Genomic DNA, 24,073 nt, shown 5'->3' on the forward strand with positions numbered 1-24,073 from the left:
ACCCCATTGCAAACGACGACGCATCCGCTTCTGTAGGAGCTGGCTTGCCAGCGAAGACGCCGGCATGACCGGCTCATGGCTTGCCGGCGCAGGCTAGCTCAACTCAACCAAAGAACCAGTAGCAAACCGCGATTGCCGCCACCACCCCGGCAAACTCCGCCAGCAAGGCACAGCCCACGGCGTGCCGCACGCGCTGGATGCCCACCGCACCGAAATATACCGCCAGCACATAGAAGGTGGTTTCGGTGCTGCCCTGGATGGTCGCTGCCACCAGGGCCGGGAAGCTGTCCACGCCCTGGGTCTTCATGGTCTCGATCAGCATCGCCCGCGCCGCGCTGCCGGAGAACGGCTTGACCATGGCGGTGGGCAGGGCATCGACGAAGCGCGTGTCCCAACCGGCCCAGGCCACCAGGTGGCGAATACCGTCGAGGCCGAAATCCAGGGCCCCGGAAGCCCGCAGCACGCCAATCGCGCAAAGCATGGCCACCAGGTAGGGCAACAGGCTCTTGGCCACGTCGAAACCTTCCTTGGCGCCCTCGACGAAGGCCTCGTAGACCTTGACCTTGCGCAACGCGCCAATCACCAGGAACAGCATGATCAGGCCGAACAGGGTGAGGTTACCGAGGATCGACGACAGTGACGCCAGGGCACTGGCCGAGAGGGTCGCCAACAGCGCCATGAAGGCCCCCAGGGCCAGGGCGCCAGGAATCAGGTAGGCCAGCACCACTGGGTCCCACAGGCGCAGGCGCTGCATTACCGCCACCGACAGCAGGCCCACCAGGGTCGAGGCGCTGGTGGCCAGGAGAATCGGCAGGAACACCAGGGTCGGGTCGGCCGCGCCTTGCTGGGCGCGGTACATGAAGATGGTCACCGGCAGCAGGGTCAGGGACGAAGCGTTGAGCACCAGGAACAGGATCTGCGCATTGCTCGCGGTGGTGGCGCTGGGGTTGAGCTCCTGCAGGGCGCGCATGGCCTTCAGGCCGATGGGGGTGGCGGCATTGTCCAGGCCCAGGCCATTGGCGGCGAAGTTCAGGGTGATCAGGCCCAGGGCCGGGTGCCCGGGTGGCACCTCCGGCATCAGGCGCTTGAACAGCGGGCCCAGCACCTTGGCCAGCCATTCGACGATGCCGGCCTTCTCGGCGATGCGCAGAAAGCCCAGCCACAGGGTCAGGGTACCGAACAGCAGCACCATCACCTCCACCGACAGCTTGGCCATGGCGAAGATGCTTTCCACCATGGCGGCGAAGATCCCGGCGTTGCCGCCCAGCAGCCACTGCGCCAGGGCCGACACGGCCGCCACGATAAAGAAGCCAAGCCACAGGCCGTTGAGCATCGGTCATATCCCTCGAAAGATGGGGCGAATGATAGCGGGGCGGGCAGAAACGACAAACCCCGGATTAACCGGGGTTTGTTGATTGCAACGGTTCGCTTAGCCGTTGGAGGCTTCACCCGCCGGCAGTTTTTCCTTGCTGCGCCAGTGCGGCAGGGAGTTCCAGTAGCGCTGGCCCTTGGCGTCGTCGTACATGCCTTCCCAACGAGCGATCACCAGCACCGCCAGGGCGTTGCCGATCACGTTCAGGGCGGTACGCGCCATGTCCATCACACGATCGACACCGGCGATGAAGGCCAGGCCTTCCAGCGGGATGCCAACGCTGCCCAGGGTGGCCAGCAGCACCACGAAGGACACGCCCGGAACCCCGGCGATACCCTTGGAAGTGACCATCAGGGTCAGCACCAGCAGCACTTGCTGGCTGATGGACAGATCGATGCCGTACAGCTGGGCGATAAAGATCGCCGCGATGCTCTGGTACAGGGTCGAACCGTCGAGGTTGAAGGAGTAGCCGGTGGGCACCACGAAGCTGCAGATGGCTTTCGGCGCGCCGTAGGCTTCCATCTTCTCGATCACTCGCGGCAGCACGGTTTCCGAGCTGGCGGTGGAGTAGGCGAGCACCAGCTCGTCCTTGAAGATGCGCATCAGCTTGAGCACCGAGAAGCCGAACAGGCGGGCAATCAGGCCAAGGATGACAAAGGCGAAGAAGGCGATGGCCACGTAGACCAGGATCACCAGCTTGGCCAGCGGCAGCAGGGAGGCGAAGCCAAAGTTGGCGACGGTCACCGCGATCAGGGCGAATACGCCGATCGGGGCGTAGTTCATGATCATGTGGGTGACCTTGAACATGCTTTCCGAGACGCCCTGGAACATCTTCACCAGCGGCTCGCGCAGGTCGGCCTGCAAGCTCGACAGGCCAAGGCCGAAGAGCACCGAGAAGAAGATGATCGGCAGCATTTCGCCACGGGCCATGGCGGCGAAGATGTTCGATGGGATCAGGTTGAGGATGGTCTCGATGAACGCATGCTCATGCTGCACTTCGGCGGCGGTGGCCTGGTACTTGGAGATGTCCACGGTGCCCAGGGTGCTCATGTCGATGCCTGCGCCGGGATGGAACAGGTTGGCCAGCAGCAGGCCGACGACGATGGCGATGGTGGTCACCACTTCGAAGTAGATGATGGTCTTGAGGCCGATGCGGCCAAGCTTCTTGGCGTCGCCAACCCCGGCAATGCCGACAATCAGCGAGGAGATGACGATCGGGATCACGATCATCTTGATCAAGCGGATAAAGATATCGCCGGCAGGCTGCAGGACGTTGCTGACCCACCAGGCCTTTTCAGCACTGAAATGGTTGAGCAGTGCGCCTATCGCAATCCCCAGAACCAGACCGATGAGGATCTGCCAGGCGAGGCTTAACTTGGCCTTCTTCATATCATTACCCTTACTTCAGTTGGACTCGGGCAGATGCGCGAACTGCAACGCTCAATGGCGGAAAAGTTTGTGCATCGGCCCCCGTATAAGGTCATCCCAGGCGAGCATTTACAGCTCTGTGCGGGCGAAAAAAGGCGCAACTATTCCGATGCCAGGGGGGCGCGTCTAATGCCGTAAGCGCCTACCCTATGCCGAATCGGCATGAGATTTCGCAAACAAAACGGGCGTCCCAACGGGTTCGAATACGACATTTCGGCAGACAAGAATACCGTGAAACAGCCATTTCAGGCGGCGTGCAGGCTTGTCGGAGGGGTCAGGAAACACTCCTGAAAAAATGACCAATGTCGTGTTTCAGGCACTTGGAAAGGTTGCGGATTTTCCACAAAGTTTCTCGATATACGGTCGCAGAGAAACACTAGGAAACGTTTGATCAAGGTCAAAAGAAGTTTTTCCCAGCAAAAAACGCCGCTCTGGATTTATCGAAGGCTCTAGCACGAGTATTTGCTTGTTGAAGCGCGGCGCAAGCCCACCACATTCATAGCCTTGGCGAGCCTGCGTCGACACCCTTGCCTGACCCGGCCCTTGCGGAGGCACTCCCTGTGCCCCTAGGTCACTCCGATCACCGATGGATCAGAACATCCCGGCCCCCTGGTCATGCACTGGCCCTCCTCGGGCTGTGCAAAGGTCGAAAGCGCCCTGTCGGCACTTTCCCCCTGTCTGTTATGCAATTTCGGCAACTCCGCCCTCAATACCAGTTCGGATCCTTGCGCAGCTGCTCTTGCAGCATTGCCTGCATGCCCGGGTCCGGCTTGCCGAGAAAACGGTAGTTGGCGTGGCGCGTGGGCGATTTGTCCGCGGGCAAGCCCGCCGGCACCTCCACCAGCATGGCGTAGGCATGCTTCTTGTCGAAGCTGAAGGCCAGGATCAGACGCTGCTGCTGACAGCTCTGCGCGGTTTCGCACAGCGGCCCCACCAGGTACTGGTCGCCGTCCTCGGTAACCGCGTGCATCTGTTGCGCATCCCCCGACAGGTTCATCACCCATTCGGGCAAGCGCTCTTCCTTTTGCACCACGTCCTGCCAGGTTTGCCGAAACTGCGGGTCCGAATCCAGCAACTGATTGGCCCAGGCCTGCCCATCATTGGCCGCCGACGCCAGGGCGCTGGCGCCCAGCAGCAGCGTCGCGGCCAGTACCTTGAACGAAAGACTCATGGTCAGCCTCGGCCACGGCGGCCAAAGAAGAACGAAGCGATGAACATCACCAGGAACACCACGAAGAGAATCTTGGCGATACCCGTGGCGGTGCCCGCGATACCACCGAAGCCCAGTACCGCGGCGACAATGGCAATGATCAGGAATGTGATAGCCCAGCTCAGCATGATGATTCTCCTTACTCTTCTATTAAGGGTGCTGCCGGTGAAGCCAGCCGGGCGCCGCCGTTGCGGGCCTGGCCTTGGTGCCTAGAACACCCAGCGCTCCTGGCGTGGCGCCCGTTGCGCCTCGTCGACCACCATCAACTGCGCGGGGGCGACTTCGGCGGAGCGGTTGCCCAGCGAACTGAAATGGCTCTGGGTGAAGTGATGCAGCGGTACCTGCACAGCGGGTGCCTGGCTGTCTTGCCAGCGCAGGAACTGTTGCCCGGCAATCAGCGTGACCAGCAACGCCAAGCTGGCGAACAAGCCTTGTTGCAGAGGCCGCGGCGCAATGCGCAATTGGGCAAGACGTTGGCGATTCATCCTGAAACTCCTCCCGCTCCGATGGCGATGTGGTTAGGCAAGCCTGAGCCTGCGCTTCTCGATAGGAAGGACATTGCAGCCTGCATGCCAGTTTTTTTCATTGGATTAAATGCAATAAAATCAATAACTTACAGATAATCTGAAGAAACCGCCGACACGCATCCTGCACGATGCCCCGAGGTCGACCGGGCGAAATGCACGATCGACACCACCCGCCCGGAGGGCATTTGCAAAACAGGGGGAACTTTGCCGAGCGGCAAGCGGCCTGAAGCAGACCCGGCCACGCTCTGGGCATGGGAAAATCGGCCAGATTTCAGCCTGTTAGCCAATTCAGGCGCAGATATCTAAGCTGCAAGCCGTGCAATACATCAGAATCAATCTTGCAACTTGCCCGATTTCCCCGGGACTAAATAAGACTATTCATTAAAGGAGCCCGGAAAATGGAGTCATCGCCGGAGAATCAAGGCCGCATCCTTCTGGTGGATGATGAATCCGCGATCCTGCGTACCTTCCGCTATTGCCTGGAGGACGAGGGCTACACCGTGGCCACCGCCAACAGCGCGGCCCAGGCCGACGCCCTGTTGCAACGCCAGGTGTTCGACCTGTGCTTCCTCGACCTGCGCCTGGGTGAGGACAACGGCCTCGACGTGCTGGCGCAGATGCGCGTGCAGGCGCCCTGGATGCGGGTGGTGATTGTCACCGCCCACTCCGCCGTGGACACCGCGGTGGACGCGATCCAGGCCGGTGCCGCCGACTACCTGGTCAAGCCCTGCAGCCCGGATCAACTGCGCCTGGCCACCGCCAAGCAACTGGAAGTGCGCCAGCTTTCGGCACGTCTGGAGGCTCTGGAAGGCGAGGTACGCAAGCCCAAGGACGGCCTGGATTCTCACAGCCCGGCAATGAAGGTGGTGCTGGAAACCGCCCGCCAGGTCGCGGGTACCGACGCCAACATCCTGATCCTCGGCGAGTCCGGAACGGGCAAGGGCGAGCTGGCCCGGGCCATCCACGGCTGGAGCAAACGGGCGAAGAAGTCCTGCGTGACCATCAACTGCCCCTCCTTGACCGCCGAGCTGATGGAGAGCGAACTCTTCGGCCACAGCCGCGGGGCCTTTACCGGGGCCAGCGAAAGCACCTTGGGTCGGGTCAACCAGGCCGACGGTGGCACGCTGTTTCTGGACGAGATCGGCGATTTTCCACTGACCCTGCAACCCAAGCTGCTGCGCTTTATCCAGGACAAGGAATACGAGCGCGTCGGCGACCCGGTGACCCGCCGCGCCGATGTGCGCATCCTCGCCGCCACCAACCTCAACCTCGAGGACATGGTGCGCGAAGGACGTTTCCGCGAAGACCTGCTGTACCGCCTCAACGTCATCACCCTGCACCTGCCGCCGCTGCGCGAACGCAGCGAGGACATCCTGACCCTGGCCGATCGCTTCCTCGCGCGCTTCGTCAAGGAGTACTCGCGACCGGCCCGGGGCTTCAGCGACGAGGCCCGGGAAGCCCTGCTCAACTACCGTTGGCCGGGCAACATCCGCGAACTGCGCAACGTGGTGGAGCGGGCGAGCATCATCTGTTCCCAGGAATGGGTGGAGATCAGCCACCTCGGCATGGCCGAGCAGCCCACCAACAATGCGCCGCGAATCGGCGCGCCCTTGAGCCTGGAGGAACTGGAAAAGGCCCATATCGGCGCGGTCCTGGCCACCAGCGAAACCCTGGACCAGGCGGCCAAGACCCTCGGCATCGACGCCTCGACGCTGTACCGCAAGCGCAAACAGTACAACCTGTGAGCAGTACCCTATGAAGCTAGCGATGAAACTGCGGACCCGGCTGTTTCTGAGCATCTCGGCCCTGATCACCGTGGCCCTGCTGGGGCTGGTGCTCGGGCTGGTCAGCGTGATGCAGATGGCCAGCAGCCAGGAATCGCTGATCCGCAACAACTTCATCACCCTGGACCTGGGGCTCAAGCTGCGCCAGACCCTGGGCGACCAGCTGATCATCATGCTCAGCAGCAAACCCGACCGCGCCGCCCTGGAGGCCTCCCGGCAGCACTACCTGGAGTTGCTCGACCAGGGCATCGCCCACGAACAGCAGAACCAGACCCCGAGCGGCTTCACCCAGGCTCGCAGCGACTACCTGAGCTTTTACCAGGCCTTCGAACACAGCAATGGCCCTGACTCGGGGATGAGCGAGAACAACCCACTGACCGAACGCTTCAATACCCTGCGCAATGGCTTGATCAACGAACACAAGCGCGCCCTGGACAACATCAGCCTGGTGCAGCACCAGGCCCGTGACCATGCGTTGCTGGTGGCCGGCCTGCTGGGCCTGGTGGGGCTGGCGGTGCTGATCATCGGCTTTGTCACCGCCCATGCCATTGCCCGGCGTTTCGGCGGCCCCATCGAGGCCCTGGCCAAGGCTGCGGACAAGATCGGCCAGGGCAATTTCGACGTCACCCTGCCCATTTCCGCCGCCGCGGAGATGAACCTGCTGACCCGGCGCTTCGGCATCATGGCCGAAGCCCTGCGCCAGCATCAGGCAACCAATGTCGACGAGTTGCTGGCCGGCCAGCAGCGCCTGCAAGCGGTGCTCGACAGCATTGACGACGGCCTGCTGATGATCGATCGCCAAGGCCGCCTGGAGCACCTCAACCCGGTAGCCCAGCGCCAGTTGGGCTGGGATCAGGAACGCCTCGGCCAGGGCCTGGGCACGGCCCTGCAGCGCCCGGAACTGGACGAACAACTGCAACTGGTGTTGCGTGGCGGCAATCTGGAACGGGCCCCGGAGGATCTGAATATCGAGGTGGACGGCGAATCGCGCCTGCTGACCTACAGCCTGACCCCGGTGAGCCACACCCAGGGCCATATCCTCGGTGCGGTGATGGTGCTTCACGACGTCACCGAACAGCGGGCCTTCGAGCGTGTACGCAGCGAGTTCGTGCTGCGCGCGTCCCACGAACTGCGCACCCCGGTTACCGGTATGCACATGGCCTTCGGCCTGCTTCAGGAGCGGCTGCACTTTGCCGAGGAATCCCGGGAAACCGACCTGCTCAATACGGTCAACGAAGAAATGCAGCGCCTGATGCAATTGATCAACGACCTGCTGAACTTCTCGCGCTACCAGAACGGCCTGCAGAAGCTCAACCTGGCCCCTTGTCCCCTGGAGGAGCTGCTGGACCAGGCCCAGGGCCGCTTCAACGAGCAGGCACAACGCCAGGGCATCGACCTGCTGCTGGAAATCCAGGCGCCGCTGCCACGGCTGCATGCCGACCGGCCGCAGCTGGAGCGGGTGCTGGACAACCTGATCGACAACGCCTTGCGCCATACCGCCAGCGGCGGGCAGATCCGCCTGCAAGCGCGGCGCCATGGCGAGCGGGTGATTGTCAGCGTCGAGGACAATGGCGAGGGCATCGCCTATGGCCAACAGGGGCGAATCTTCGAACCCTTCGTCCAGGTGGGACGCAAGAAAGGCGGCGCCGGGCTCGGACTGGCCTTGTGCAAGGAAATCGTCCAGCTCCACGGCGGACGGATGGGGGTTTACTCAAGGCCGGGGCAGGGCACCCAGTTCTACCTGGCACTGCCGCTCTAGGCTTCGTCGTCCATGCGCCGGGCCACCAGGCGTCGGCCGCGCGTGATCAACTCACTGAACTGCAGAGCACTCAAGGCGTGGGCGAACAGCCAGCCCTGGCCATAGCTCACGCCCTCGCTGCTGAGCAACAGGGCCTGGTCCTCGAACTCGATGCCTTCGGCTATCACCTTGAGCTTCAGCGCATGGGCCATGCGAATGATGTGCGGCGCCACGCCACTGCTGGCGGCATCATGGCCCAGGGCATCGATAAAGGCCTTGTCGATCTTCAGGCAATCCACCGGCAGGCTCTGCAGGTAGGCCAGGCTGCAATAGCCGGTGCCGAAATCGTCGATCAGCACCTGATGCCCGACATCCCGCAGGGCTTGCAGATTGTTGCGTGCCACCACCACATCGATCAGGCCGCGCTCGGTGACCTCGAAGGCGATCTGCCGCGCCGCCACCTTGTGCAGCGCCAGCAGGCGCGCCATCACCAGGCCGATGCGCGGCACCATGACATCGCAGGCCGCCAGGTTGACCGAGATGTACAGCTGTGGATTGGCCCGCAGCAACTGCCCCAGTTGCTCCAGCAGGCGTTGCAGGACGAAGTCAGTGATCTGGCGGATCTGCCCGGTGTTTTCCGCCAGGGGGATGAACAGGTCGGGGCTGGTCAGGGTGCCGTCCGGCCGCCGCCAGCGCAGCAGCGCTTCGGCACCGACGCACAGCCGGCTGCTCAAGTCGAAGATCGGCTGGTACAACACCTGCAACTCGCCGCGACGCAGGGCGCCTTGCAGCTCCGCCCCCAGTGACTGGCGCTGACGCACCAGCTGGTACACCAGCGCGCCAAAGAACAGCGCCAGCAACAGGCTGACCGGCAGCAACCACCACCAGCCGTCGAGCATTTCCGCCGGCATGCTGGCCCGCGGCGCGATCATCACCAACTGGTATTCGGGATTGTGCGTCGGCATGCGATAGATCAGCAGGTTCTGAGTCACCTGCAAGGCCCCGTCGCGACCCGCTCGCCAGGGCTCCACCGGTGGCCAGGCGCGGGCCGGCCCCAACACCGGAATCGCCCGGGTGCCGTGATCCACTACCACCATCAGGCTGCCGTCCACGGGCAGGTCGACCACATCGGTCAAGTGCCCGCGGGAAGTGGCCACACGAAAATTGCCCCGCCCCAACATCAGCGCGGCCAGGTTTTCATTGGGTTCGGCCGACGTGTTGAGCCAGTAGCTGTAGGTCGGCCCGCGAATATCCGGCGCACGCAACGCCGACTCCAGGTTTTGCCGCGGCCAGTTGGAGCAGCTCTGGGTGGCGTCCAGGTAGGCGGCTTCATAGATGAAGCGATAGCTGTAGCTGATCTGTTGCAGGGCCGCGATCAGCTCGGCGTTGCACTCGCGCAGTGGCTGGGCCTCGAGCGCATCCAGGCCCTCGCGCAATTGTCCGAACAGTTGCTCCAGGCGCTCCAGGAAGCGCTGGCCCTGGGCATTCATCTGTTCGCTTTCCTGCTGCTGCACCTGATGCATGGCCAGCCCGACACTGCCCAGCAACAGTAGCGCCGCACTCAGCGCAGCCGTCAGCATCGCCAGCAACCAGGGGCGATGGAACCAGGTGCGCTGGGGCTCGTGAACAGCCGGCATTTGGCAAGATCCGAAGGATTAGCAATGAGTTATAGCAACTGATTGGCCAATCGGCGCGGACCGTCCGGCGGCGTCATTATTTTGGCTGGTTGAGCACCTGGAGGATCGCTGCACTTTCAGCGTCCGGGGTTCCGTCGAAGCGACCCGGGCGATAGTGCATCTGGAAGGCCGCCAGTACATGGCGGGTAGCGACATCCAGTTCGCCGGTCTGCGGCGTGGCATAACCCAGGCGCGCCAGCTGCTGCTGGAACCAGGTGATGCTTGGCAGGCTCAGCGCAAAGTAGGCCTGCTGACGCGCCACCGCCTGGGCTTCAGGCCACTGGCCGAGCCCGGCGTCGGCCAGGCGCTTCCAGGGAAACAGCGGGCCTGGGTCCAGCTTGCGCAGGGGGGCAATGTCGCTGTGCCCGATGATGTGCTGCGGGGAAATATTGTGGCGCTTGCTGATGTCCTTGAGCAGCACGATCAGGTTCTGCACCTGCGCTTCGCTATAGGGATACCAGAGCCGTCCATTGGGGCCGTCGCGAAAGCCCGGGTTGACGATCTCGATGCCGATGGAGCTGGAATTGAGCCAGGTACGGCCCTGCCACTGGCTCTCGCCGGCATGCCAGGCGCGGTACTGCTCGTCCACCAGCTGGTAGATGGTGGCCGCCTTGTCGTCGCCAATCAGGTAATGGGCACTGACCTGGCCGTGGGTCAACAGGGCCAGGGAGCGCTCCAGGGACGCCGAGGTGTAATGAACCACGATGAACTGGGCACGGGAGTCGTAGTTGACCGAAGGATGGCGGGTGTCGATACGCGGACCACTGGCGCAGCCAGCCAGGACCAGCAGAGAGAAGGCAAGGGCAAGAAGTTTCATGGCAAAGGGCAGTACGCTAAAAAATAATGCAACAGTGTAACGTACTGCCTTCGCCCGCATGGGCAAAACAATGCTCGCCGCCAGGAATCAACCGCTGCCTCAACCGGCCTCGACCCGGTTGCGGCCGGCATCCTTGGCCCGGTACAACGCCTGATCGGCTCTTTTGATCACCAGTTCGCTGCGATCACCGGCCTTGAACGCACTGAGGCCGACCGACACGGTGATGGTCACCGGCTCGCCCTTGAAGTGGAACGGACAGGCTTCGATCGCTGCCCGCAAGGCTTCGACAATCCGCATACCTGTAGGCCAGGGGGTATTGGGCAGCAGCAGGACGAACTCCTCGCCGCCAAAGCGGGCAATGAAGTCGCTGCCGCGCAAGCGCTTGCGCAATACGTTGGCGATGATCTTCAGCACCTTGTCGCCGGCCAGGTGACCATAGTTGTCGTTGATCCGCTTGAAGTGATCGAGGTCGAGCATGGCCAGCAGCAGGCTGTTGCCATGTTGCTGCCACTGGCCAACCTCGTGCTCCAGGCGCTCGGCCCAGGCCGCGCGGTTGGGCAAGCCGGTCAATGGATCGACCAAGGCTTTCTGCCGCTGTTCTTCCAGGTGCTCGCGATAGCCCTGGGCTTCCTGCTCCATGCTGGACACGCGCTCGGCCAGGCTTTGCAGGCGGGCGGCGACTTCCTGCTCACGCTCGTCGCGCTGCTTCTGATGCTGGTCCATGGTGCCCAGCAAGCCCTCCAGGTGACTTTCCAGCACTTGCTTGAGGTCATCCAGGTCAGCCGCTTCCTGCACGCTGCTCTGCAGGCCATCGACCTGCTCACGGATCTGCGTATCCATGGCCCGCGCCGCCGAACTGCTGTCGGCATGACCATCGCTGGCCGCCTGCAGATTGCTCTGGAAGGACTCCAGGCGCTCGTTGAGCTGCTTGAGATAGGCCTCGAACTCGTGCTGGCCGGAGTCGGTGATCGCCAGCATCAGCACCGCCAGATCGTCGAGGATCGGCAGCAGTTCGTACCAGTTCAACCCATGTTGCAGGCGGTCGCGCATGGCCTCGGCCTGGGGCCGATGACGCTCCGGCAGGCTCAGGTCGTCGAGCAACCCCAGCAGCGTGTGCTCGATGTGCTTGGCCACCGAGCTGTAGGACGGCTCTGGGGAATCCGGCAGGGCATAGAGCACATCGTGCTCCGGCTGCTCGGGATCGATGGCCGCCAGGGCCTCGGCCATCACCGGCGGCAGGGGCAGGCTGTCCAGCAGCATCGCTGCGGAAACGGGCGCCAGAGGCAGCAATTCGTCGGGATTGAGCGGCGCGACATCGTTTGGGGCGACCTCGGATGGCTCTACCGGAACCACGGCAAGCTGGGTCGCGAGCGGTGCGTCCGCTTCGGATTCAGGCTCGGCAGGCTCAGGCGTTGGCGCCTGATCGTCGTTTTCCGGCGCTGGGCTGGCTGCTGCTTCCACCAGCAGCACCGGGGGCACGAACGCCACCACCGGGGCCGGCGGCTCAGCGCTGGCGAGTTCAGGGGTTTCTGCGCTGAGCGATTCCGGCACCGCAGCGGCCTCCGGCTCGGCAGGGCTCGATATCGGCGGAGCCGGCAGCACTTCGGCGGCTTCAGGCAGGGGTGTGGTAGGGGTCTGATAGTGTTCGTGAGCCGCCTCATGCGCATCCTCAGGCTCGTCCGCTGGCGGGGCGACCTCCAGGCTCTGGGGCGCGGCAGGCAAGGGTGTCGGAGCGGCGGCAAGCGCTTCTGTCGGGCTGGTTGGATCGGTGCTTTCACGGCCACCGAACAGGCGCTGCAACAGGCTGGGTCGACCTGGCTCAGACGGGGTCTCCAGCTGGCTCAGGGCCTTGCCTTGCAGGTTGCTCAACTCTCCCAGCAACAGGGGAATCTCCCGCGCCTGGCTGACCCGGCCGTCGAGCTGCTTGGCGAAGGTCTTCAGCGGACGGCTGACTTCCCGGGGCAGGGGCAGGGACTGCAACTGGCTGACCAGGGACGTCAGGGCGTTGCTCATCTGCTCGACCCGGGTTTCGCGGCGCTGCTCGGAATCCAGCACGGCTTTCTCCAGACGCGGCAGCAGGGCTGCCAGCCCGGCGTCCATCTCGTCGGTGCGCACCACCTCGCGCATTTCCTTCATGCACTGGTCGACCGCACGATCAGTGCCTTCCGCCGCCAGGGTGCTGCGCACCAGGCCACGGCGCAGCAGGTCGAGACGAGCAGCCCAGCGGCGCTCGAGTTTTTCCTGCTGTTCAATACTCTTGAGGTATTTCTCTTTCCAGCGCTGGGCGTCGTCGCTCATTCATCGGTTCCGCGAGGGGCAGGACTCAACGCGGGCAATGCATCGGCCGTGAGCGAACCCGGCAGACGAATCTCTACCGCGACCGGCAGGTGATCGGATATGGGTTGGGCCAGGACCTCGACACGCTCCAGGGTCAGGCTGGGGCTGAGCAGAATGTGGTCCAGGCAGCGTTGCGGACGCCAGCTGGGGAAGGTCGCCTGGAGTTGCGGCGCCAACAGGCTGAGGTCGCGCAAGGGGGAATGCTCCAGCAGATCGCTGGCATGGGTGTTCATGTCGCCCATCAGCACCTGATGCTTGTAGCCGCCGATCAACTCACGGATATACGCCAGTTGCCGGGTGCGGGCCCGGGCACCGAGCGCCAGGTGCATCATCACCACCACCAGGGCCTCGGGGCCTTCGCCGAAACGCACGAGGATCGCACCACGACCTTTGGGGCCGGGCAGCGGATGGTCTTCGATGGCCCAGGGACGCAAGCGGCTGAGCACGCCATTGCTGTGCTGTGCCAGGCGTCCCAGGTTGCGATTGAGCTGTTGGTACCAGTAAGGGAAGGCGCCCAGTTGGGCCAGGTGTTCCACCTGATTGACGTAGCCCGAACGCAAGCTGCCGCCATCGGCTTCCTGCAGGGCCACCAGGTCGAAATCCCCAAGCAGGTTGCCGATTTTCTGCAGGTTGTCCGCTCGACCGTTGTGGGGTAACAGATGCTGCCAGCCACGCGTCAGGTAATGGCGATAGCGTTCGGTGCTGATACCGACCTGGATATTGAAGCTGAGTAAACGCAGGCGGCTGTCCGCCGGCAGGCCGGTCGAAGCCAAATGGTGCTCGTTGACCTGCGGATCATGCAGGCCAACGATGCGTTCCGAGCTCCAGCGCGGCATGGCGGCGGCGCTTACTTGGCCGCGCGCTCTTTGGCGATCAGCTGGTCGGCCACGCTCAGCGCGCCTTCAGGACCACCGGCGGTGCCCAGGTCGAAACGGTACTTGCCGTTGACCACCATGGTCGGTACACCAGTGATCTGATAGGCCTGGGCCTTCTTCTTGGCGTCCTCGACCTTGCCTTTGACGGCGAAGGAATTGTAGGTGCTCAGGAACTTGTCCTTGTCGACGCCTTCGCCAGTCAGGAACTCGGCCATCTCTTCGGGGGTGGCGAGTTTCTTGCCGCTGTGGATAGCTTCGAATACGGCCTTGTGTACCTTGTGCTCGACGCCCATGGCTTCCAGGGTGATGAACAGTTGGCCGTGAACGTTCCAGATGCCGCCGAACATCGCCGGAATACGCACGAAATTGACGTCGGCAGGGAGTTTTTCGACCCAGGGATTGATGGTCGGCTCGAAGGCGTAGCAGTGCGGGCAGCCATACCAGAACAGCTCCACTACTTCGATCTTGCCAGGCACGGCAACCGGAACGGCGCTGCTCAACTCGACATAGGTTTTACCGGCTTCAAGCGGCTCGGCGGCTTGAGCGGTCACACCGAACAGGCTGGCGGTGACGAGAGCGGCGCTGAGAATCAGATTACGCATGCTTTACTCCTGGACAATTTTGGCGCCTCGCGCGGCCTGATTGCAGACAGGCCATGGCGGGCTTGAGTTCGCTAGTGTAGCGGCAGACGCCATAAAAAAGGGCGGCCTGAGCCACCCTTTATACTTGCACCGTCAGATTAATCGATCATTAACGTTGCCGTGGCTTAGCACCCGCAGGAACGTCGATCGAGCGGGCCTCAGTGCAGGCCCTGAATATAGCTGGACACCGCTTCGATGTCTTTGTTGCTCAGCTTGGCAGCGATGCTGCGCATGACCAGAGTGTCGCCGTCGTTGGTGCGATTGCCTTCGCGGAAGTCGGTCAGTTGCTTGGCTACATACTGTGCGTGCTGGCCGCCCAGATGAGGGAAACCGGCCGCTGCGTTACCCGCGCCATTCGGCGAGTGGCAACCGGTGCAGGCAGGCATGCCCTGATCCAGCTTGCCGCCGCGGAACAGTTCCTCGCCACGGGCCACGACTTTCGGATCTGCTGCGCCGACGCTGCCTTTCTGGCTGGCGAAGTAGGCGGCGATATCAGACATGTCCTGATCGCTCAGGTTGGTTAGCAGGCCGGTCATTTCCAGCACCTGGCGCTTGCCCGACTTGATATCGTGCAACTGCTTCTCCAGGTACTTTTCCCCCTGACCCGCCAGTTTTGGAAAGTTTGGCGCCATGCTGTTCCCATCAGGGCCGTGGCAAGCGCCACAGACTGCGGCTTTCGCCTGACCGGCAGCAGCGTCGCCTGCGGCATGGGCAACGCCTGTGATGCCCAGGGTCAACAGCAGACTCACGAGTAATTTGTTCATCAGCTAATCCAACTACGGCTAAGGGTTAAGAGTTATGGGCCGGGATCACTCGCTCATCCAATGGATGATGGCTCGGTAATCCTCGGCACTGCAGTCCATGCACAAACCACGCGGCGGCATCGCCTTGAAACCCTGGGTCACGTGTTGCACCAGCGTCTCCATACCTTGCGCCAACCTCGGCGCCCAAGCTTCCTGGTCGCCCTTGCGGGGCGCCGTGGGTAGTTGGCCGGAATGACAAGCCCCACAAACACGGTTGTACACAGCTTCCGGATCCTGTGTAGCCTGAGCGCTGTAAAGCGGCACCAAGACACCGGCAGCTAGCAGCCATTTCGTCATAAAACGACCTTTTCAGGGTTGAGAGCGTGATGCGTTCTAGTGCGCATTCAAGGTTTATCGCTCTCGTGTACTTCATCCTACGCTGGGACAAAGCGCACACAAAATCTGCGGCATTATATACTGGCGCTACTGAAACGGAAACGACACCGCTCGCCGCGTCCACTCTCGGCATCGCCCCTATCTCGGAAATCCCATGCAACTCAAGAACCCCATCCTCGGCCTGTGCCAACAGGCTACGTTCATGCTCAGCGCCGCCAAAGTCGACCAATGCCCTGACGATGCCGGCTTTGAAGTGGCCTTTGCCGGGCGTTCCAACGCCGGCAAATCCAGCGCCCTGAACACCCTGACCCACGCCAGCCTGGCGCGCACCTCGAAAACCCCGGGGCGTACGCAGTTGTTGAACTTCTTCAAGCTAGACGACGATCGCCGTCTGGTCGACCTGCCGGGCTACGGTTACGCCAAGGTGCCGATCCCGCTCAAGCAGCACTGGCAGCGCCACCTGGAAGCCTACCTGGGCAGCCGCGAGAGCCTCAAAGGGCTGATCCTGATGATGGATATTCGCCATCCCATGACCGACTTCGACCTGCTTATGCTGGATTGGGCGGTCGCCAGTGGCATGCCGATGCATATCCTGCTGACCAAGGCCGACAAGCTGACCTACGGCGCAGCCAAGAACACCCTGCTCAAGGTCCAGGCGCAGATCCGCAAGGATTGGGGCGACACCATCACCATTCAACTGTTCTCGGCGCCCAAGCGCATGGGCCTGGAAGAGGCTTACAGCGTGCTGGCGAACTGGATGGAACTGGCGGACAAAAGCGCCGAAGTCGAGGCCTGAGAGCCATAAGGAAAACTGCCTGGGGGATGATCAGGCAAGGCAAAAGCGCGGTTCGAAAGCGGAGTTTACTGGCTGTAAATGAGCATTTCGCAGCGCGCTTTTAACGCAGCATGGTCATTCCACAGGCAGTTTTCTCGAGGCAAAAAAAACCCCGGACTTCATATGGGGAGGGGGAAGTTCGGGGTTCAAGTTCTAGACCGCTAGGGCGGGGTCCAGATATCTGCCAACACTTAACACAACATAGGAGCATCGAAGGGCTTCACCAGCCATTCAGTAACTCTGAGTGGGCGCTCGCCGATTTAGTTCCAACCCATTGCAAAAACTATTGGCAATAAGCGATGAAAATTTCCGTGCTAATAGCCTTTAGCCAGCTATTACCGCGACACTATGCCGCGGCAAAAGCCGCTAAAAAGTGCCCTTAGTGGGCCTCATCCCAGTTATTTCCTACCCCGACTTCCACCAATAGCGGTACATCCAGGGTCGCTGCGGCGCTCATATGGCGGCGAATTTCTTCGCTGACCTGCTCCACCAGGTCTTCCCGCACTTCCAGCACCAGTTCGTCGTGCACCTGGAGAATCACCCGGGCATCGAGCCCCGACGAGGCCAGCCAGTTGTCCACCGCCACCATGGCTTTCTTGATGATGTCTGCCGCCGTGCCCTGCATGGGCGCGTTGATCGCCGTGCGCTCGGCAGCGGCTCGCTCCTGGGGCTTGTTGGAATTGATTTCCGGCAGATACAGGCGGCGCCCGAAGATGGTTTCCACATAACCCTGGTCCGCCGCCTGGGCGCGGGTGCGGTCCATGTACTCGCGCACCCCTGGGTAGCGGGCGAAGTAAGTATCGATATAGGCCTTGGCCTGCTTGGTATCGACACCGATGTCCTTGCCCAGCTTCTGCGCCCCCATGCCGTAGATCAGGCCGAAGTTGATGGCCTTGGCACTGCGGCGCTGGTCGGAAGTCACGTCCTCGAGGTCGACCTTGAACACCTCGGCCGCGGTGGCGGTGTGCACGTCCAGGTTGTTGCGGAAGGCGTTGAGCAGGCCTTCGTCCCGAGACAGGTGGGCCATGATCCGCAACTCGATCTGCGAATAGTCCGCCGCCAGCAGCTTGTAGCCGGCCGGCGCGACAAAGGCCTGGCGAATGCGCCGGCCTTCAGCGGTACGCACCGGGATGTTCTGCAGGTTCGGATCGCTGGACGACAGGCGTCCGGTAGACGCCACCGCCTGGTGATAGGAGGTATGGATGCGCCCGGTGCGCGGGTTGATCTGCTCCGGCAGGCGATCGGTATAGGTGCTTTTGAGTTTGCTCATGGAGCGGTACTGCATCAGCACCCGCGGCAGCGGGTAGTCGTCCTCCGCCAGCTTGGCCAGGACTTCCTCGGCAGTGGAGGGCTGGCCCTTGGCGGTCTTCTTCAGCACCGGCAGGCCCAGCTTGTCGTAGAGAATCGAACCCAGCTGCTTGGGCGAGCCCAGGTTGAATTCCTCCCCGGCAATTGCGTAGGCCTCACGCTCCAGGGCGACCATCTTGTCCCCCAGCTCGACGCTCTGCACCCCCAGCAACTTGGCATCCACCAGGGCGCCCTGGCGCTCGATGCGCGCCAGTACCGGCACCAGCGGCATCTCGATATCGGTCAGCACGCTGGCCAGGCTCGGGATGGCCGTCAGCTTGTCGAACAGGGTCTGGTGCAGGCGCAGGGTCACGTCGGCATCTTCGGCGGCATAGGGCCCGGCCTGCTCCAGCGGGATCTGGTCGAAGGTCAGCTGCTTGGCGCCCTTGCCGGCGATGTCCTGGAAGCTCACGGTGCTGTGGTCCAGGTATTTCTGCGCCAGGCTGTCCATGTCATGACGGGTGGCCGTGGAATTGAGCACATAGGATTCGAGCATGGTGTCGAAGGCAATGCCACGCATGCTGATGCCATGGGCCGGATCGCCACCGATGGCGCAATTGGCCAGGATGTTCATGTCGAACTTGGCGTGCTGGCCGACCTTGAGCAGCTTGGGATCTTCCAGCAATGGCTTGAGAGCCAGCAGCACCGCATCACGATCGAGCTGCTCCGGCGCCCCCATATAGGAGTGGGTCAGCGGCACATAGGCGGCCTCGCCAGCCTGCACCGAGAAGGACAGGCCCACCAGTTGCGCCTGCTGCGCATCGATACCGGTGGTTTCGGTGTCGAAGGCGATCAGCTTGGCGTTCTTCAGCTTCTCCAGCCAGGCGTCGAAACGCGCCTGGTCGAGGATGGTTTCATAACGCAGTTCCAACGGCTCCTGCTCAGCGGCCTCGGGTTGTGGCGCAGCAGCTGGTGCCTCGCTGGCACCGAGTTCGACGCGCTTGGCATCGCGTTGCAGGTCGTCGAACCAGCTCTTGAATTCCAGCAGGCTATAGAGCTCCGCCAGCTTGTCGCGATCCGGCTCGCGCAGGTGCAGGTCGTCCAGCCCCACATCCAGGGCCACGTCCACCTTGATGGTGGCCAACTGATAGGAAAGGAAGGCCATTTCCTTGTGCTCTTCGAGCTTGGCCGGCAGGGTCTTGGCCCCGCGAATCGGCAGGGTCGGCACGATGTCGAGCTGCTCGTAGAGCTCCTTCAAGCCACCATTGACCCCCACCAGCAGGCCGGAAGCGGTCTTCGGACCAATGCCCGGAACCCCCGGAATGTTGTCGGAAGAGTCGCCCATCAGCGCCAGGTAATCGATGATCTGCTCGGGAGCGACGCCGAATTTCTCCTTCACGCCCTCCACGTCCATGCTGCTACCGGACATGGTGTTGACCAGCGTAATGTGCCCATCCACCAACTGCGCCATGTCCTTGTCGCCGGTGGAAATCACCACCGGACGATCCGCCGCCGCGCTGCTGCGGGCCAGGGTGCCGATCACGTCATCGGCCTCGACGCCTTCGACGCACAGCAGGGGGAAACCCAGGGCGATCACGCTGGCGTGCAAGGGCTCGATCTGCACCCGCATATCGTCCGGCATGCTCGGGCGATTGGCCTTGTACTCGGCGTACATGTCATCGCGGAAGGTGCCGCCCTTGGCGTCGAAGACCACGGCGAACGGGCTGTCCGGGTACTGCTTGCGCAGGCTCTTGAGCATGTTCAGCACGCCCTTGACCGCACCGGTGGGCAGGCCTTTGGAGGTGGTCAGCGGTGGCAGCGCATGGAAGGCGCGATACAGATAGGAAGAACCGTCCACCAGGACGAGGGGGGCTTGGCTCATGAGTAGGATCAACCTTTTCGGCGGGTCCGGCGCTAGAATAGCGGGACCGTTGACGACAAAGGGACAAGGTTATCATGCGCACACTGAATCGCTTGCTGCTGGCCAGCTTGATTGCAATCGCCCCACTGGCCGTGATCGCCGCCGAGGATGCGCCGTCAGCGGACCCGGAAGTGACCATTCGCACGGAAGGCGACAAGACCATCCAGGAATACCGGCAAAACGGCTTCCTGTATGCCATCAAGGTCACGCCAAAGGGTGGCAAGCCCTATTTCCTGGTGCGCGCCGATGGCTCGGACGGCAACTTCATTCGTTCGGATCAGCCGGATATGCTGATTCCCGCGTGGAAAATATTCGAGTGGTAAACCACTTCGATTTCAACTCAATGGCGCCGGCCTGAGCCCGGCGCCCGTACTGGCAGTGCTCAACCATGTCTGTGTTTACTCCCCTGGCTCGGCCCGAGCTGGAAACCTTTCTCGCCCCCTACGGGCTCGGCCGCCTGCTTGACTTCCAGGGGATCGCCGCTGGCAGCGAAAACACCAATTTCTTTATCAGCCTGGAACAGGGCGAGTTCGTCCTGACCCTGGTGGAACGTGGCCCGGTGCAGGAAATGCCGTTCTTCATCGAACTGCTGGACGTGCTGCACGACGCCAACCTGCCAGTGCCCTACGCGCTGCGCACCACCGACGGCGTGGCCCTGCGTGAGCTGGCGGGCAAGCCGGCGCTGCTGCAACCGCGCCTGGCGGGCAAGCACATCCAGCACGCCAACGCCCAGCATTGCGCCCAGGTTGGCGAACTGCTCGGCCATCTGCATGTGGCCACCAAGGACCGGATGATCAAGCGCAAGACCGATCGCGGCCTGGACTGGATGCAGGAACAGGGCGCACAACTGCTGCCGCACCTGGATGCAACGGCCCAGGCGCTGCTGCAACGGGCGCTGGACGAAATCAACCAACAGAAGACCGCAATCCTCGCCCTGCCTCGGGCCAATATCCATGCCGACCTGTTCCGCGACAACGCCATGTTCGAAGGCACCCACCTCACCGGTCTGATCGACTTCTACAACGCTTGTTCGGGCCCCATGCTCTACGACGTGGCGATTGCCCTGAACGACTGGTGCTCGGATGCCGAAGGCGTGCTCGATGGCCAGCGCGCCCGAGCCCTGCTGGGCGCCTACGCGGCGCTGCGGCCGTTCACTGCGGCGGAAGCCGAGCTCTGGCCGACCATGCTGCGGGTAGCCTGCGTGCGCTTCTGGCTGTCACGCCTGATTGCCGCCGAAAGCTTTGCCGGCCAGGACGTGCTGATTCACGACCCGATGGAATTCCAGCAGCGCCTGGAACAGCGCCAGCAAGCCAGAATCGCCCTGCCTTTCGCCCTCTGAAATGCACTGCGGGCGAACCCGCTCCCACAAGATGATGAACATCTGTAGGAGCGGGCTCGCCCGCGAAAAACAACCCGTAACAGTCCCTGCCTACAACTGCTCCAGGCAGCCCGCCAGGTCGTTGCCCAGCTTCTCCAGCACCTGCTCATAGCCCTGGGCGGTGGCCGGCGTATAGCCACCCAGCGCATCCAGCTCCGCCAGCTTCACCGGCAAGCCGGCCACCAGGGTTTCCGCCAGTCGCGGACGCAGCGGCGGCTCGCTGAACACACAGGTCTTGCCCACCTGCTGCAAGCGCGCGCGCATCGCTGCGACATGCTGCGCGCCCGGCTGCACTTCGGCGGCCACGCTGAACACCCCGGTGTGCTTGAGGCCATAGGCATCCTCGAAATAGTCGAAGGCCTCGTGGAACACGAAGTAGGGCTTGCCGGCGATTCCGGCCAGGCGCGCCTTCAAGCGCTCATCCAGGGCATCCAGGCGCGTATCGAAGGCTTTCAGGTTGCTCTGGTAACGAGCGGCGTTGGCCGGATCGGCCGCGCTCAGGTCGGCGGCGATGCGGGTAGCGATCACCCGGGCATTGACCGGCGACAGCCAGAGGTGCGCGTCCAGGGTGCCGGGGCGATGATCGTGGTCATGCTCGTCGGCCTCTTCGGCGTGGGAGTGGCTATCCTCGGCGAAATGCCGGAGTTTCATCCCGGGCAGGTCCTGTACCGCCACCGACGGCAGGCTGCGGCCCTTCAATACCCGCGGCAGAAAGCCCTCCATGTCCGGGCCGATCCAGTACAGCAGGTCCACGGTCTGCACCTTGCGTACATCGGAGGGGCGCAGCGCATAGTTGTGCGGCGAAGCCCCCGGCGGCAGCAACACCTCGGGCACCGCCACGCCATCCTGCACCGCCGCCGCGATCAACTGCAGGGGCTTGATGCTGGTGAGCACCCGGACTTCGGCCTGGGCCGAGCCGATCGCGAACAGGCCGAGGGTAAAAGCGACAAAAAGGCGAAAAAGTCTGGGCACGATGGACACTCGAAGAGGCGAGAACGGGTAACATAATAACGTCTCTCACCAACCTCGTCGCCGCCCATGCCTAAAACACCCCTTGCCAGCCGACCACACGACCACTCTCACTGCGTCCACAGCGCACTGTCTGAGGCCGACGCCCTGTGCGCACGGCAAGGCCTGCGCCTGACCGCCCTGCGCCGGCGGGTGCTGGAGCTGGTGTGGCAAAGCCACAAGCCCTTGGGCGCCTACGACATCCTCGCCGTGCTCAGCGAGCAGGACGGCCGCCGCGCCGCGCCGCCGACCGTGTACCGAGCCCTGGACTTCCTCCTGGAAAACGGCCTGGTGCACCGCATTGCCTCGCTCAACGCCTTTGTCGGCTGCAACCACCCGGAGCACGCGCACCAGGGCCAGTTCCTGATCTGCCGCGAGTGCCACGCGGCCATCGAGCTGGAACAGAAATCCATCAGCGACGCCATCATCAGCAGCGCCCAGGACGTCGGTTTCGTGGTCGAAGGCCAGACCGTCGAAGTGGTCGGGCTCTGCTCGGGCTGCCAGGGGGCGTGATGAGCACTGCGTTGATCCGCCTCGAGCAGGTCGGGGTGAATTTTGCCGGGCAAAGCGTACTGGAGAATATCCAGCTCAGCGTCGAGCCCGGGCAGATCGTCACCCTGATCGGCCCCAATGGCGCCGGCAAGACCACCCTGGTGCGCGCCGTGCTCGGCCTGCTCAAGCCCGACAGCGGCAGCGTCTGGCGCAAGCCCAAACTGCGCGTGGGCTACATGCCGCAGAAACTTCATGTCGACCCGACCCTGCCCCTGTCGGTGCTGCGCTTCCTGCGCCTGGTGCCGGGTGTGGACCGCGCCCGAGCCCTGGCCGCGCTCAAGGAGGTCGGCGCCGAACAGGTGATCGACAGCCCGGTGCAAAGCATTTCCGGTGGCGAGATGCAGCGCGTGCTGCTGGCCCGGGCGCTGCTGCGCGAGCCGGAACTGCTGGTGCTCGACGAACCGGTGCAAGGCGTCGACGTCGCCGGCCAGGCCGAGCTCTACAGCCTGATCACCCGCCTGCGGGACCGTCACGGCTGCGGCGTGCTGATGGTTTCCCACGACCTGCACCTGGTGATGAGCACCACCGACCAGGTGGTCTGCCTCAACCGTCATGTCTGCTGCTCCGGCCACCCCGAGCAGGTAAGCGGCGACCCGGCCTTCGTCGAACTGTTCGGCAAGAACGCACCAAGCCTGGCGATCTACCACCACCATCACGATCACGCCCACGACCTGCACGGTTCAGTGGTCACCCAGCCCGCTGCGGGCGGCGCCCATGTCCATGGAGAAAACTGCAAGCATGGCTGATTTTCTGCTCTACGCCCTGCTTGCAGGTCTGGCCCTGGCGGTGGTCGCCGGCCCCTTGGGTTCGTTCGTGGTCTGGCGGCGCATGGCCTATTTTGGCGACACCCTGTCCCACGCCGCGCTGCTCGGGGTAGCCCTGGGCTTCCTGCTGGATGTCAGCCCGGCGGTGGCGGTCACCGTGGGCTGCCTGCTGCTGGCGGTGCTGCTGGTGACCCTGCAACAGCGCCAGCCCCTGGCATCCGACACGCTGTTGGGAATTCTCGCCCCCAGCACCCTGTCCCTGGGCCTGGTGGTACTAAGCTTCATGCATGAAGTGCGGATCGACCTGATGGCCTACCTGTTCGGTGACCTGCTGGCGATCAGCCCCGGCGACCTGGGGTGGATTCTCGGTGGCAGCGCCGCGGTGCTGTTGCTGCTGGTGGCGTTGTGGCGGCCCTTGCTGGCGATCACCGTGCACGAGGAGCTGGCCAGGGTCGAAGGCCTGCCCGTAGCCTCGCTGCGCATGGCGCTGATGCTGCTGATCGCCGTGGTGATTGCGGTAGCGATGAAGATTGTCGGGGTGCTGCTGATCACCTCCCTGCTGATCATCCCCGCCGCCGCCGCCCAGCGCCATGCCCGCTCGCCGGAGCAAATGGCCCTGGGCGCCAGCCTGCTGGGCATGCTCGCGGTCTGCGGCGGGTTGGCGCTGTCCTGGTTCAAGGACACCCCGGCCGGCCCCTCGATCGTGGTCACGGCCGCCGCATTGTTTCTGCTGAGTTTTGTTCTGCCCCGTCGAGGGGTGTAGACTTGCTCGCTTTTTGCGCAA

The 24,073-nt window shown here is 63.2% G+C and carries 22 protein-coding genes; 8 read left to right on the forward strand and 14 right to left on the reverse strand.

The window, feature by feature from the left end; genetic code table 11:
• Positions 1-103: 103 nt before the first annotated feature.
• The 5 genes from J4P02_RS15455 to J4P02_RS15475 form a co-directional block, all read right to left on the reverse strand.
• Positions 104-1,333 (reverse strand): nucleoside recognition domain-containing protein, encoded by a 1,230-nt coding sequence (locus J4P02_RS15455; RefSeq protein WP_426191701.1) that lies wholly within the window; start codon positions 1,331-1,333, stop codon positions 104-106.
• Positions 1,334-1,429: 96 nt separating this feature from the next.
• Positions 1,430-2,761 carry a glutamate/aspartate:proton symporter GltP gene (gltP, locus tag J4P02_RS15460; RefSeq protein WP_426191703.1) on the reverse strand — a complete coding sequence of 444 codons (1,332 nt, stop codon included), beginning with the start codon at positions 2,759-2,761 and terminating at the stop codon, positions 1,430-1,432.
• A 745-nt stretch (positions 2,762-3,506) separates the two neighbouring features.
• Complete coding sequence (locus J4P02_RS15465) at positions 3,507-3,971, reverse strand: inhibitor of vertebrate lysozyme family protein (protein WP_426191705.1); 465 nt, start codon at positions 3,969-3,971, stop codon at positions 3,507-3,509.
• A 2-nt stretch (positions 3,972-3,973) separates the two neighbouring features.
• Entirely contained in the window at positions 3,974-4,138 is a 165-nt protein-coding gene (locus tag J4P02_RS15470) for a DUF1328 domain-containing protein (protein ID WP_003170804.1), read from the reverse strand.
• Positions 4,139-4,219: 81 nt separating this feature from the next.
• Entirely contained in the window at positions 4,220-4,495 is a 276-nt protein-coding gene (locus J4P02_RS15475; protein ID WP_426191707.1) for a hypothetical protein, read from the reverse strand.
• A gap of 440 nt (positions 4,496-4,935) precedes the next feature.
• Here J4P02_RS15475 and algB point away from each other — a divergent pair, with 440 nt between their 5' ends.
• Complete coding sequence (gene algB / locus J4P02_RS15480) at positions 4,936-6,282, forward strand: sigma-54-dependent response regulator transcription factor AlgB (protein ID WP_426191709.1); 1,347 nt, start codon at positions 4,936-4,938, stop codon at positions 6,280-6,282.
• Between the two features lie 10 nt (positions 6,283-6,292).
• Positions 6,293-8,080 carry a KinB sensor domain-containing domain gene (locus J4P02_RS15485; protein WP_426191711.1) on the forward strand — a complete coding sequence of 596 codons (1,788 nt, stop codon included), beginning with the start codon at positions 6,293-6,295 and terminating at the stop codon, positions 8,078-8,080.
• On the opposite strand, the gene J4P02_RS15490 is transcribed toward J4P02_RS15485, so the two are convergent.
• The 7 genes from J4P02_RS15490 to J4P02_RS15520 form a co-directional block, all read right to left on the reverse strand.
• Positions 8,077-9,696 carry an EAL domain-containing protein gene (locus J4P02_RS15490; RefSeq protein WP_426191713.1) on the reverse strand — a complete coding sequence of 540 codons (1,620 nt, stop codon included), beginning with the start codon at positions 9,694-9,696 and terminating at the stop codon, positions 8,077-8,079. The two genes, J4P02_RS15485 and J4P02_RS15490, sit on opposite strands and share 4 nt — an antisense overlap.
• 76 nt (positions 9,697-9,772) lie before the next feature.
• Positions 9,773-10,552 carry an N-acetylmuramoyl-L-alanine amidase gene (locus J4P02_RS15495; RefSeq protein ID WP_426191715.1) on the reverse strand — a complete coding sequence of 260 codons (780 nt, stop codon included), beginning with the start codon at positions 10,550-10,552 and terminating at the stop codon, positions 9,773-9,775.
• Between the two features lie 99 nt (positions 10,553-10,651).
• On the reverse strand, positions 10,652-12,850 hold the full coding sequence (locus J4P02_RS15500) for a diguanylate cyclase (RefSeq protein ID WP_426191717.1): 2,199 nt from the start codon (positions 12,848-12,850) through the stop codon (positions 10,652-10,654).
• Positions 12,847-13,725, reverse strand: coding sequence for an endonuclease/exonuclease/phosphatase family protein (locus tag J4P02_RS15505; protein WP_426191719.1), 879 nt, complete (start codon positions 13,723-13,725; stop codon positions 12,847-12,849). The genes J4P02_RS15500 and J4P02_RS15505 overlap by 4 nt, the downstream gene beginning before the upstream one ends.
• Positions 13,726-13,736: 11 nt before the next feature.
• Positions 13,737-14,366, reverse strand: a complete 630-nt coding sequence (locus tag J4P02_RS15510; protein ID WP_426191721.1) for a thiol:disulfide interchange protein DsbA/DsbL — start codon at positions 14,364-14,366, stop codon at positions 13,737-13,739.
• 197 nt (positions 14,367-14,563) lie between these two features.
• Positions 14,564-15,169, reverse strand: coding sequence for a c-type cytochrome (locus J4P02_RS15515; RefSeq protein ID WP_426191723.1), 606 nt, complete (start codon positions 15,167-15,169; stop codon positions 14,564-14,566).
• Between the two features lie 45 nt (positions 15,170-15,214).
• Positions 15,215-15,505 (reverse strand): c-type cytochrome, encoded by a 291-nt coding sequence (locus J4P02_RS15520; protein WP_426191725.1) that lies wholly within the window; start codon positions 15,503-15,505, stop codon positions 15,215-15,217.
• A gap of 193 nt (positions 15,506-15,698) precedes the next feature.
• On the opposite strand from J4P02_RS15520, the gene yihA reads away from it, so the two are divergent.
• On the forward strand, positions 15,699-16,340 hold the full coding sequence (gene yihA / locus J4P02_RS15525; RefSeq protein WP_426191728.1) for a ribosome biogenesis GTP-binding protein YihA/YsxC: 642 nt from the start codon (positions 15,699-15,701) through the stop codon (positions 16,338-16,340).
• A 418-nt stretch (positions 16,341-16,758) separates the two neighbouring features.
• Here yihA and polA read toward each other — a convergent pair whose 3' ends face one another.
• Positions 16,759-19,548 carry a DNA polymerase I gene (gene polA, locus J4P02_RS15530; protein ID WP_426191729.1) on the reverse strand — a complete coding sequence of 930 codons (2,790 nt, stop codon included), beginning with the start codon at positions 19,546-19,548 and terminating at the stop codon, positions 16,759-16,761.
• Positions 19,549-19,622: 74 nt separating this feature from the next.
• Here polA and J4P02_RS15535 point away from each other — a divergent pair, with 74 nt between their 5' ends.
• Both J4P02_RS15535 and J4P02_RS15540 read left to right on the forward strand, forming a co-directional pair.
• Complete coding sequence (locus J4P02_RS15535) at positions 19,623-19,910, forward strand: DUF2782 domain-containing protein (protein ID WP_426191731.1); 288 nt, start codon at positions 19,623-19,625, stop codon at positions 19,908-19,910.
• 65 nt (positions 19,911-19,975) lie between these two features.
• Complete coding sequence (locus J4P02_RS15540) at positions 19,976-20,926, forward strand: homoserine kinase (protein WP_426191733.1); 951 nt, start codon at positions 19,976-19,978, stop codon at positions 20,924-20,926.
• A 90-nt stretch (positions 20,927-21,016) separates the two neighbouring features.
• Here the strand turns inward: J4P02_RS15540 and J4P02_RS15545 are convergent, their stop codons facing one another.
• Positions 21,017-21,937 carry a zinc ABC transporter substrate-binding protein gene (locus J4P02_RS15545; RefSeq protein ID WP_426191735.1) on the reverse strand — a complete coding sequence of 307 codons (921 nt, stop codon included), beginning with the start codon at positions 21,935-21,937 and terminating at the stop codon, positions 21,017-21,019.
• 66 nt (positions 21,938-22,003) lie between these two features.
• Here J4P02_RS15545 and zur point away from each other — a divergent pair, with 66 nt between their 5' ends.
• Genes zur through znuB form a run of 3 tightly spaced genes read left to right on the forward strand, consistent with a single transcriptional unit; the run spans position 22,004 to position 24,052 of the window.
• Positions 22,004-22,486 carry a zinc uptake transcriptional repressor Zur gene (gene zur / locus J4P02_RS15550; RefSeq protein ID WP_426191737.1) on the forward strand — a complete coding sequence of 161 codons (483 nt, stop codon included), beginning with the start codon at positions 22,004-22,006 and terminating at the stop codon, positions 22,484-22,486.
• Positions 22,486-23,271, forward strand: a complete 786-nt coding sequence (gene znuC / locus J4P02_RS15555) for a zinc ABC transporter ATP-binding protein ZnuC (protein ID WP_426191739.1) — start codon at positions 22,486-22,488, stop codon at positions 23,269-23,271. Before zur ends, znuC begins: the two co-directional genes overlap by 1 nt.
• Complete coding sequence (gene znuB / locus J4P02_RS15560; protein ID WP_426191741.1) at positions 23,264-24,052, forward strand: zinc ABC transporter permease subunit ZnuB; 789 nt, start codon at positions 23,264-23,266, stop codon at positions 24,050-24,052. The genes znuC and znuB overlap by 8 nt, the downstream gene beginning before the upstream one ends.
• Positions 24,053-24,073 lie beyond the last annotated feature (21 nt).

Source organism: Pseudomonas sp. NFXW11, assembly GCF_049887815.1.
Classification (GTDB): Bacteria; Pseudomonadota; Gammaproteobacteria; order Pseudomonadales; family Pseudomonadaceae; genus Aquipseudomonas.

Excerpts from the sequence above, each read along its gene's own strand:
- znuC (WP_426191739.1), top strand. The coding sequence starts at position 22,486 with ATGAGCACTGCGTTGATCCGCCTCGAGCAGGTCGGGGTGAATTTTGCC.
- zur (WP_426191737.1), top strand. The coding sequence starts at position 22,004 with ATGCCTAAAACACCCCTTGCCAGCCGACCACACGACCACTCTCACTGC.
- J4P02_RS15520 (WP_426191725.1), bottom strand. The coding sequence starts at position 15,505 with ATGACGAAATGGCTGCTAGCTGCCGGTGTCTTGGTGCCGCTTTACAGC.
- J4P02_RS15540 (WP_426191733.1), top strand. The coding sequence starts at position 19,976 with ATGTCTGTGTTTACTCCCCTGGCTCGGCCCGAGCTGGAAACCTTTCTC.
- J4P02_RS15490 (WP_426191713.1), bottom strand. The coding sequence starts at position 9,696 with ATGCCGGCTGTTCACGAGCCCCAGCGCACCTGGTTCCATCGCCCCTGG.
- J4P02_RS15505 (WP_426191719.1), bottom strand. The coding sequence starts at position 13,725 with ATGCCGCGCTGGAGCTCGGAACGCATCGTTGGCCTGCATGATCCGCAG.
- J4P02_RS15500 (WP_426191717.1), bottom strand. The coding sequence starts at position 12,850 with ATGAGCGACGACGCCCAGCGCTGGAAAGAGAAATACCTCAAGAGTATT.
- J4P02_RS15470 (WP_003170804.1), bottom strand. The coding sequence starts at position 4,138 with ATGCTGAGCTGGGCTATCACATTCCTGATCATTGCCATTGTCGCCGCG.
- J4P02_RS15465 (WP_426191705.1), bottom strand. The coding sequence starts at position 3,971 with ATGAGTCTTTCGTTCAAGGTACTGGCCGCGACGCTGCTGCTGGGCGCC.
- J4P02_RS15485 (WP_426191711.1), top strand. The coding sequence starts at position 6,293 with ATGAAGCTAGCGATGAAACTGCGGACCCGGCTGTTTCTGAGCATCTCG.
- algB (WP_426191709.1), top strand. The coding sequence starts at position 4,936 with ATGGAGTCATCGCCGGAGAATCAAGGCCGCATCCTTCTGGTGGATGAT.
- polA (WP_426191729.1), bottom strand. The coding sequence starts at position 19,548 with ATGAGCCAAGCCCCCCTCGTCCTGGTGGACGGTTCTTCCTATCTGTAT.
- J4P02_RS15495 (WP_426191715.1), bottom strand. The coding sequence starts at position 10,552 with ATGAAACTTCTTGCCCTTGCCTTCTCTCTGCTGGTCCTGGCTGGCTGC.
- J4P02_RS15475 (WP_426191707.1), bottom strand. The coding sequence starts at position 4,495 with ATGAATCGCCAACGTCTTGCCCAATTGCGCATTGCGCCGCGGCCTCTG.
- J4P02_RS15515 (WP_426191723.1), bottom strand. The coding sequence starts at position 15,169 with ATGAACAAATTACTCGTGAGTCTGCTGTTGACCCTGGGCATCACAGGC.
- znuB (WP_426191741.1), top strand. The coding sequence starts at position 23,264 with ATGGCTGATTTTCTGCTCTACGCCCTGCTTGCAGGTCTGGCCCTGGCG.
- yihA (WP_426191728.1), top strand. The coding sequence starts at position 15,699 with ATGCAACTCAAGAACCCCATCCTCGGCCTGTGCCAACAGGCTACGTTC.
- J4P02_RS15510 (WP_426191721.1), bottom strand. The coding sequence starts at position 14,366 with ATGCGTAATCTGATTCTCAGCGCCGCTCTCGTCACCGCCAGCCTGTTC.
- gltP (WP_426191703.1), bottom strand. The coding sequence starts at position 2,761 with ATGAAGAAGGCCAAGTTAAGCCTCGCCTGGCAGATCCTCATCGGTCTG.
- J4P02_RS15535 (WP_426191731.1), top strand. The coding sequence starts at position 19,623 with ATGCGCACACTGAATCGCTTGCTGCTGGCCAGCTTGATTGCAATCGCC.
- J4P02_RS15455 (WP_426191701.1), bottom strand. The coding sequence starts at position 1,333 with ATGCTCAACGGCCTGTGGCTTGGCTTCTTTATCGTGGCGGCCGTGTCG.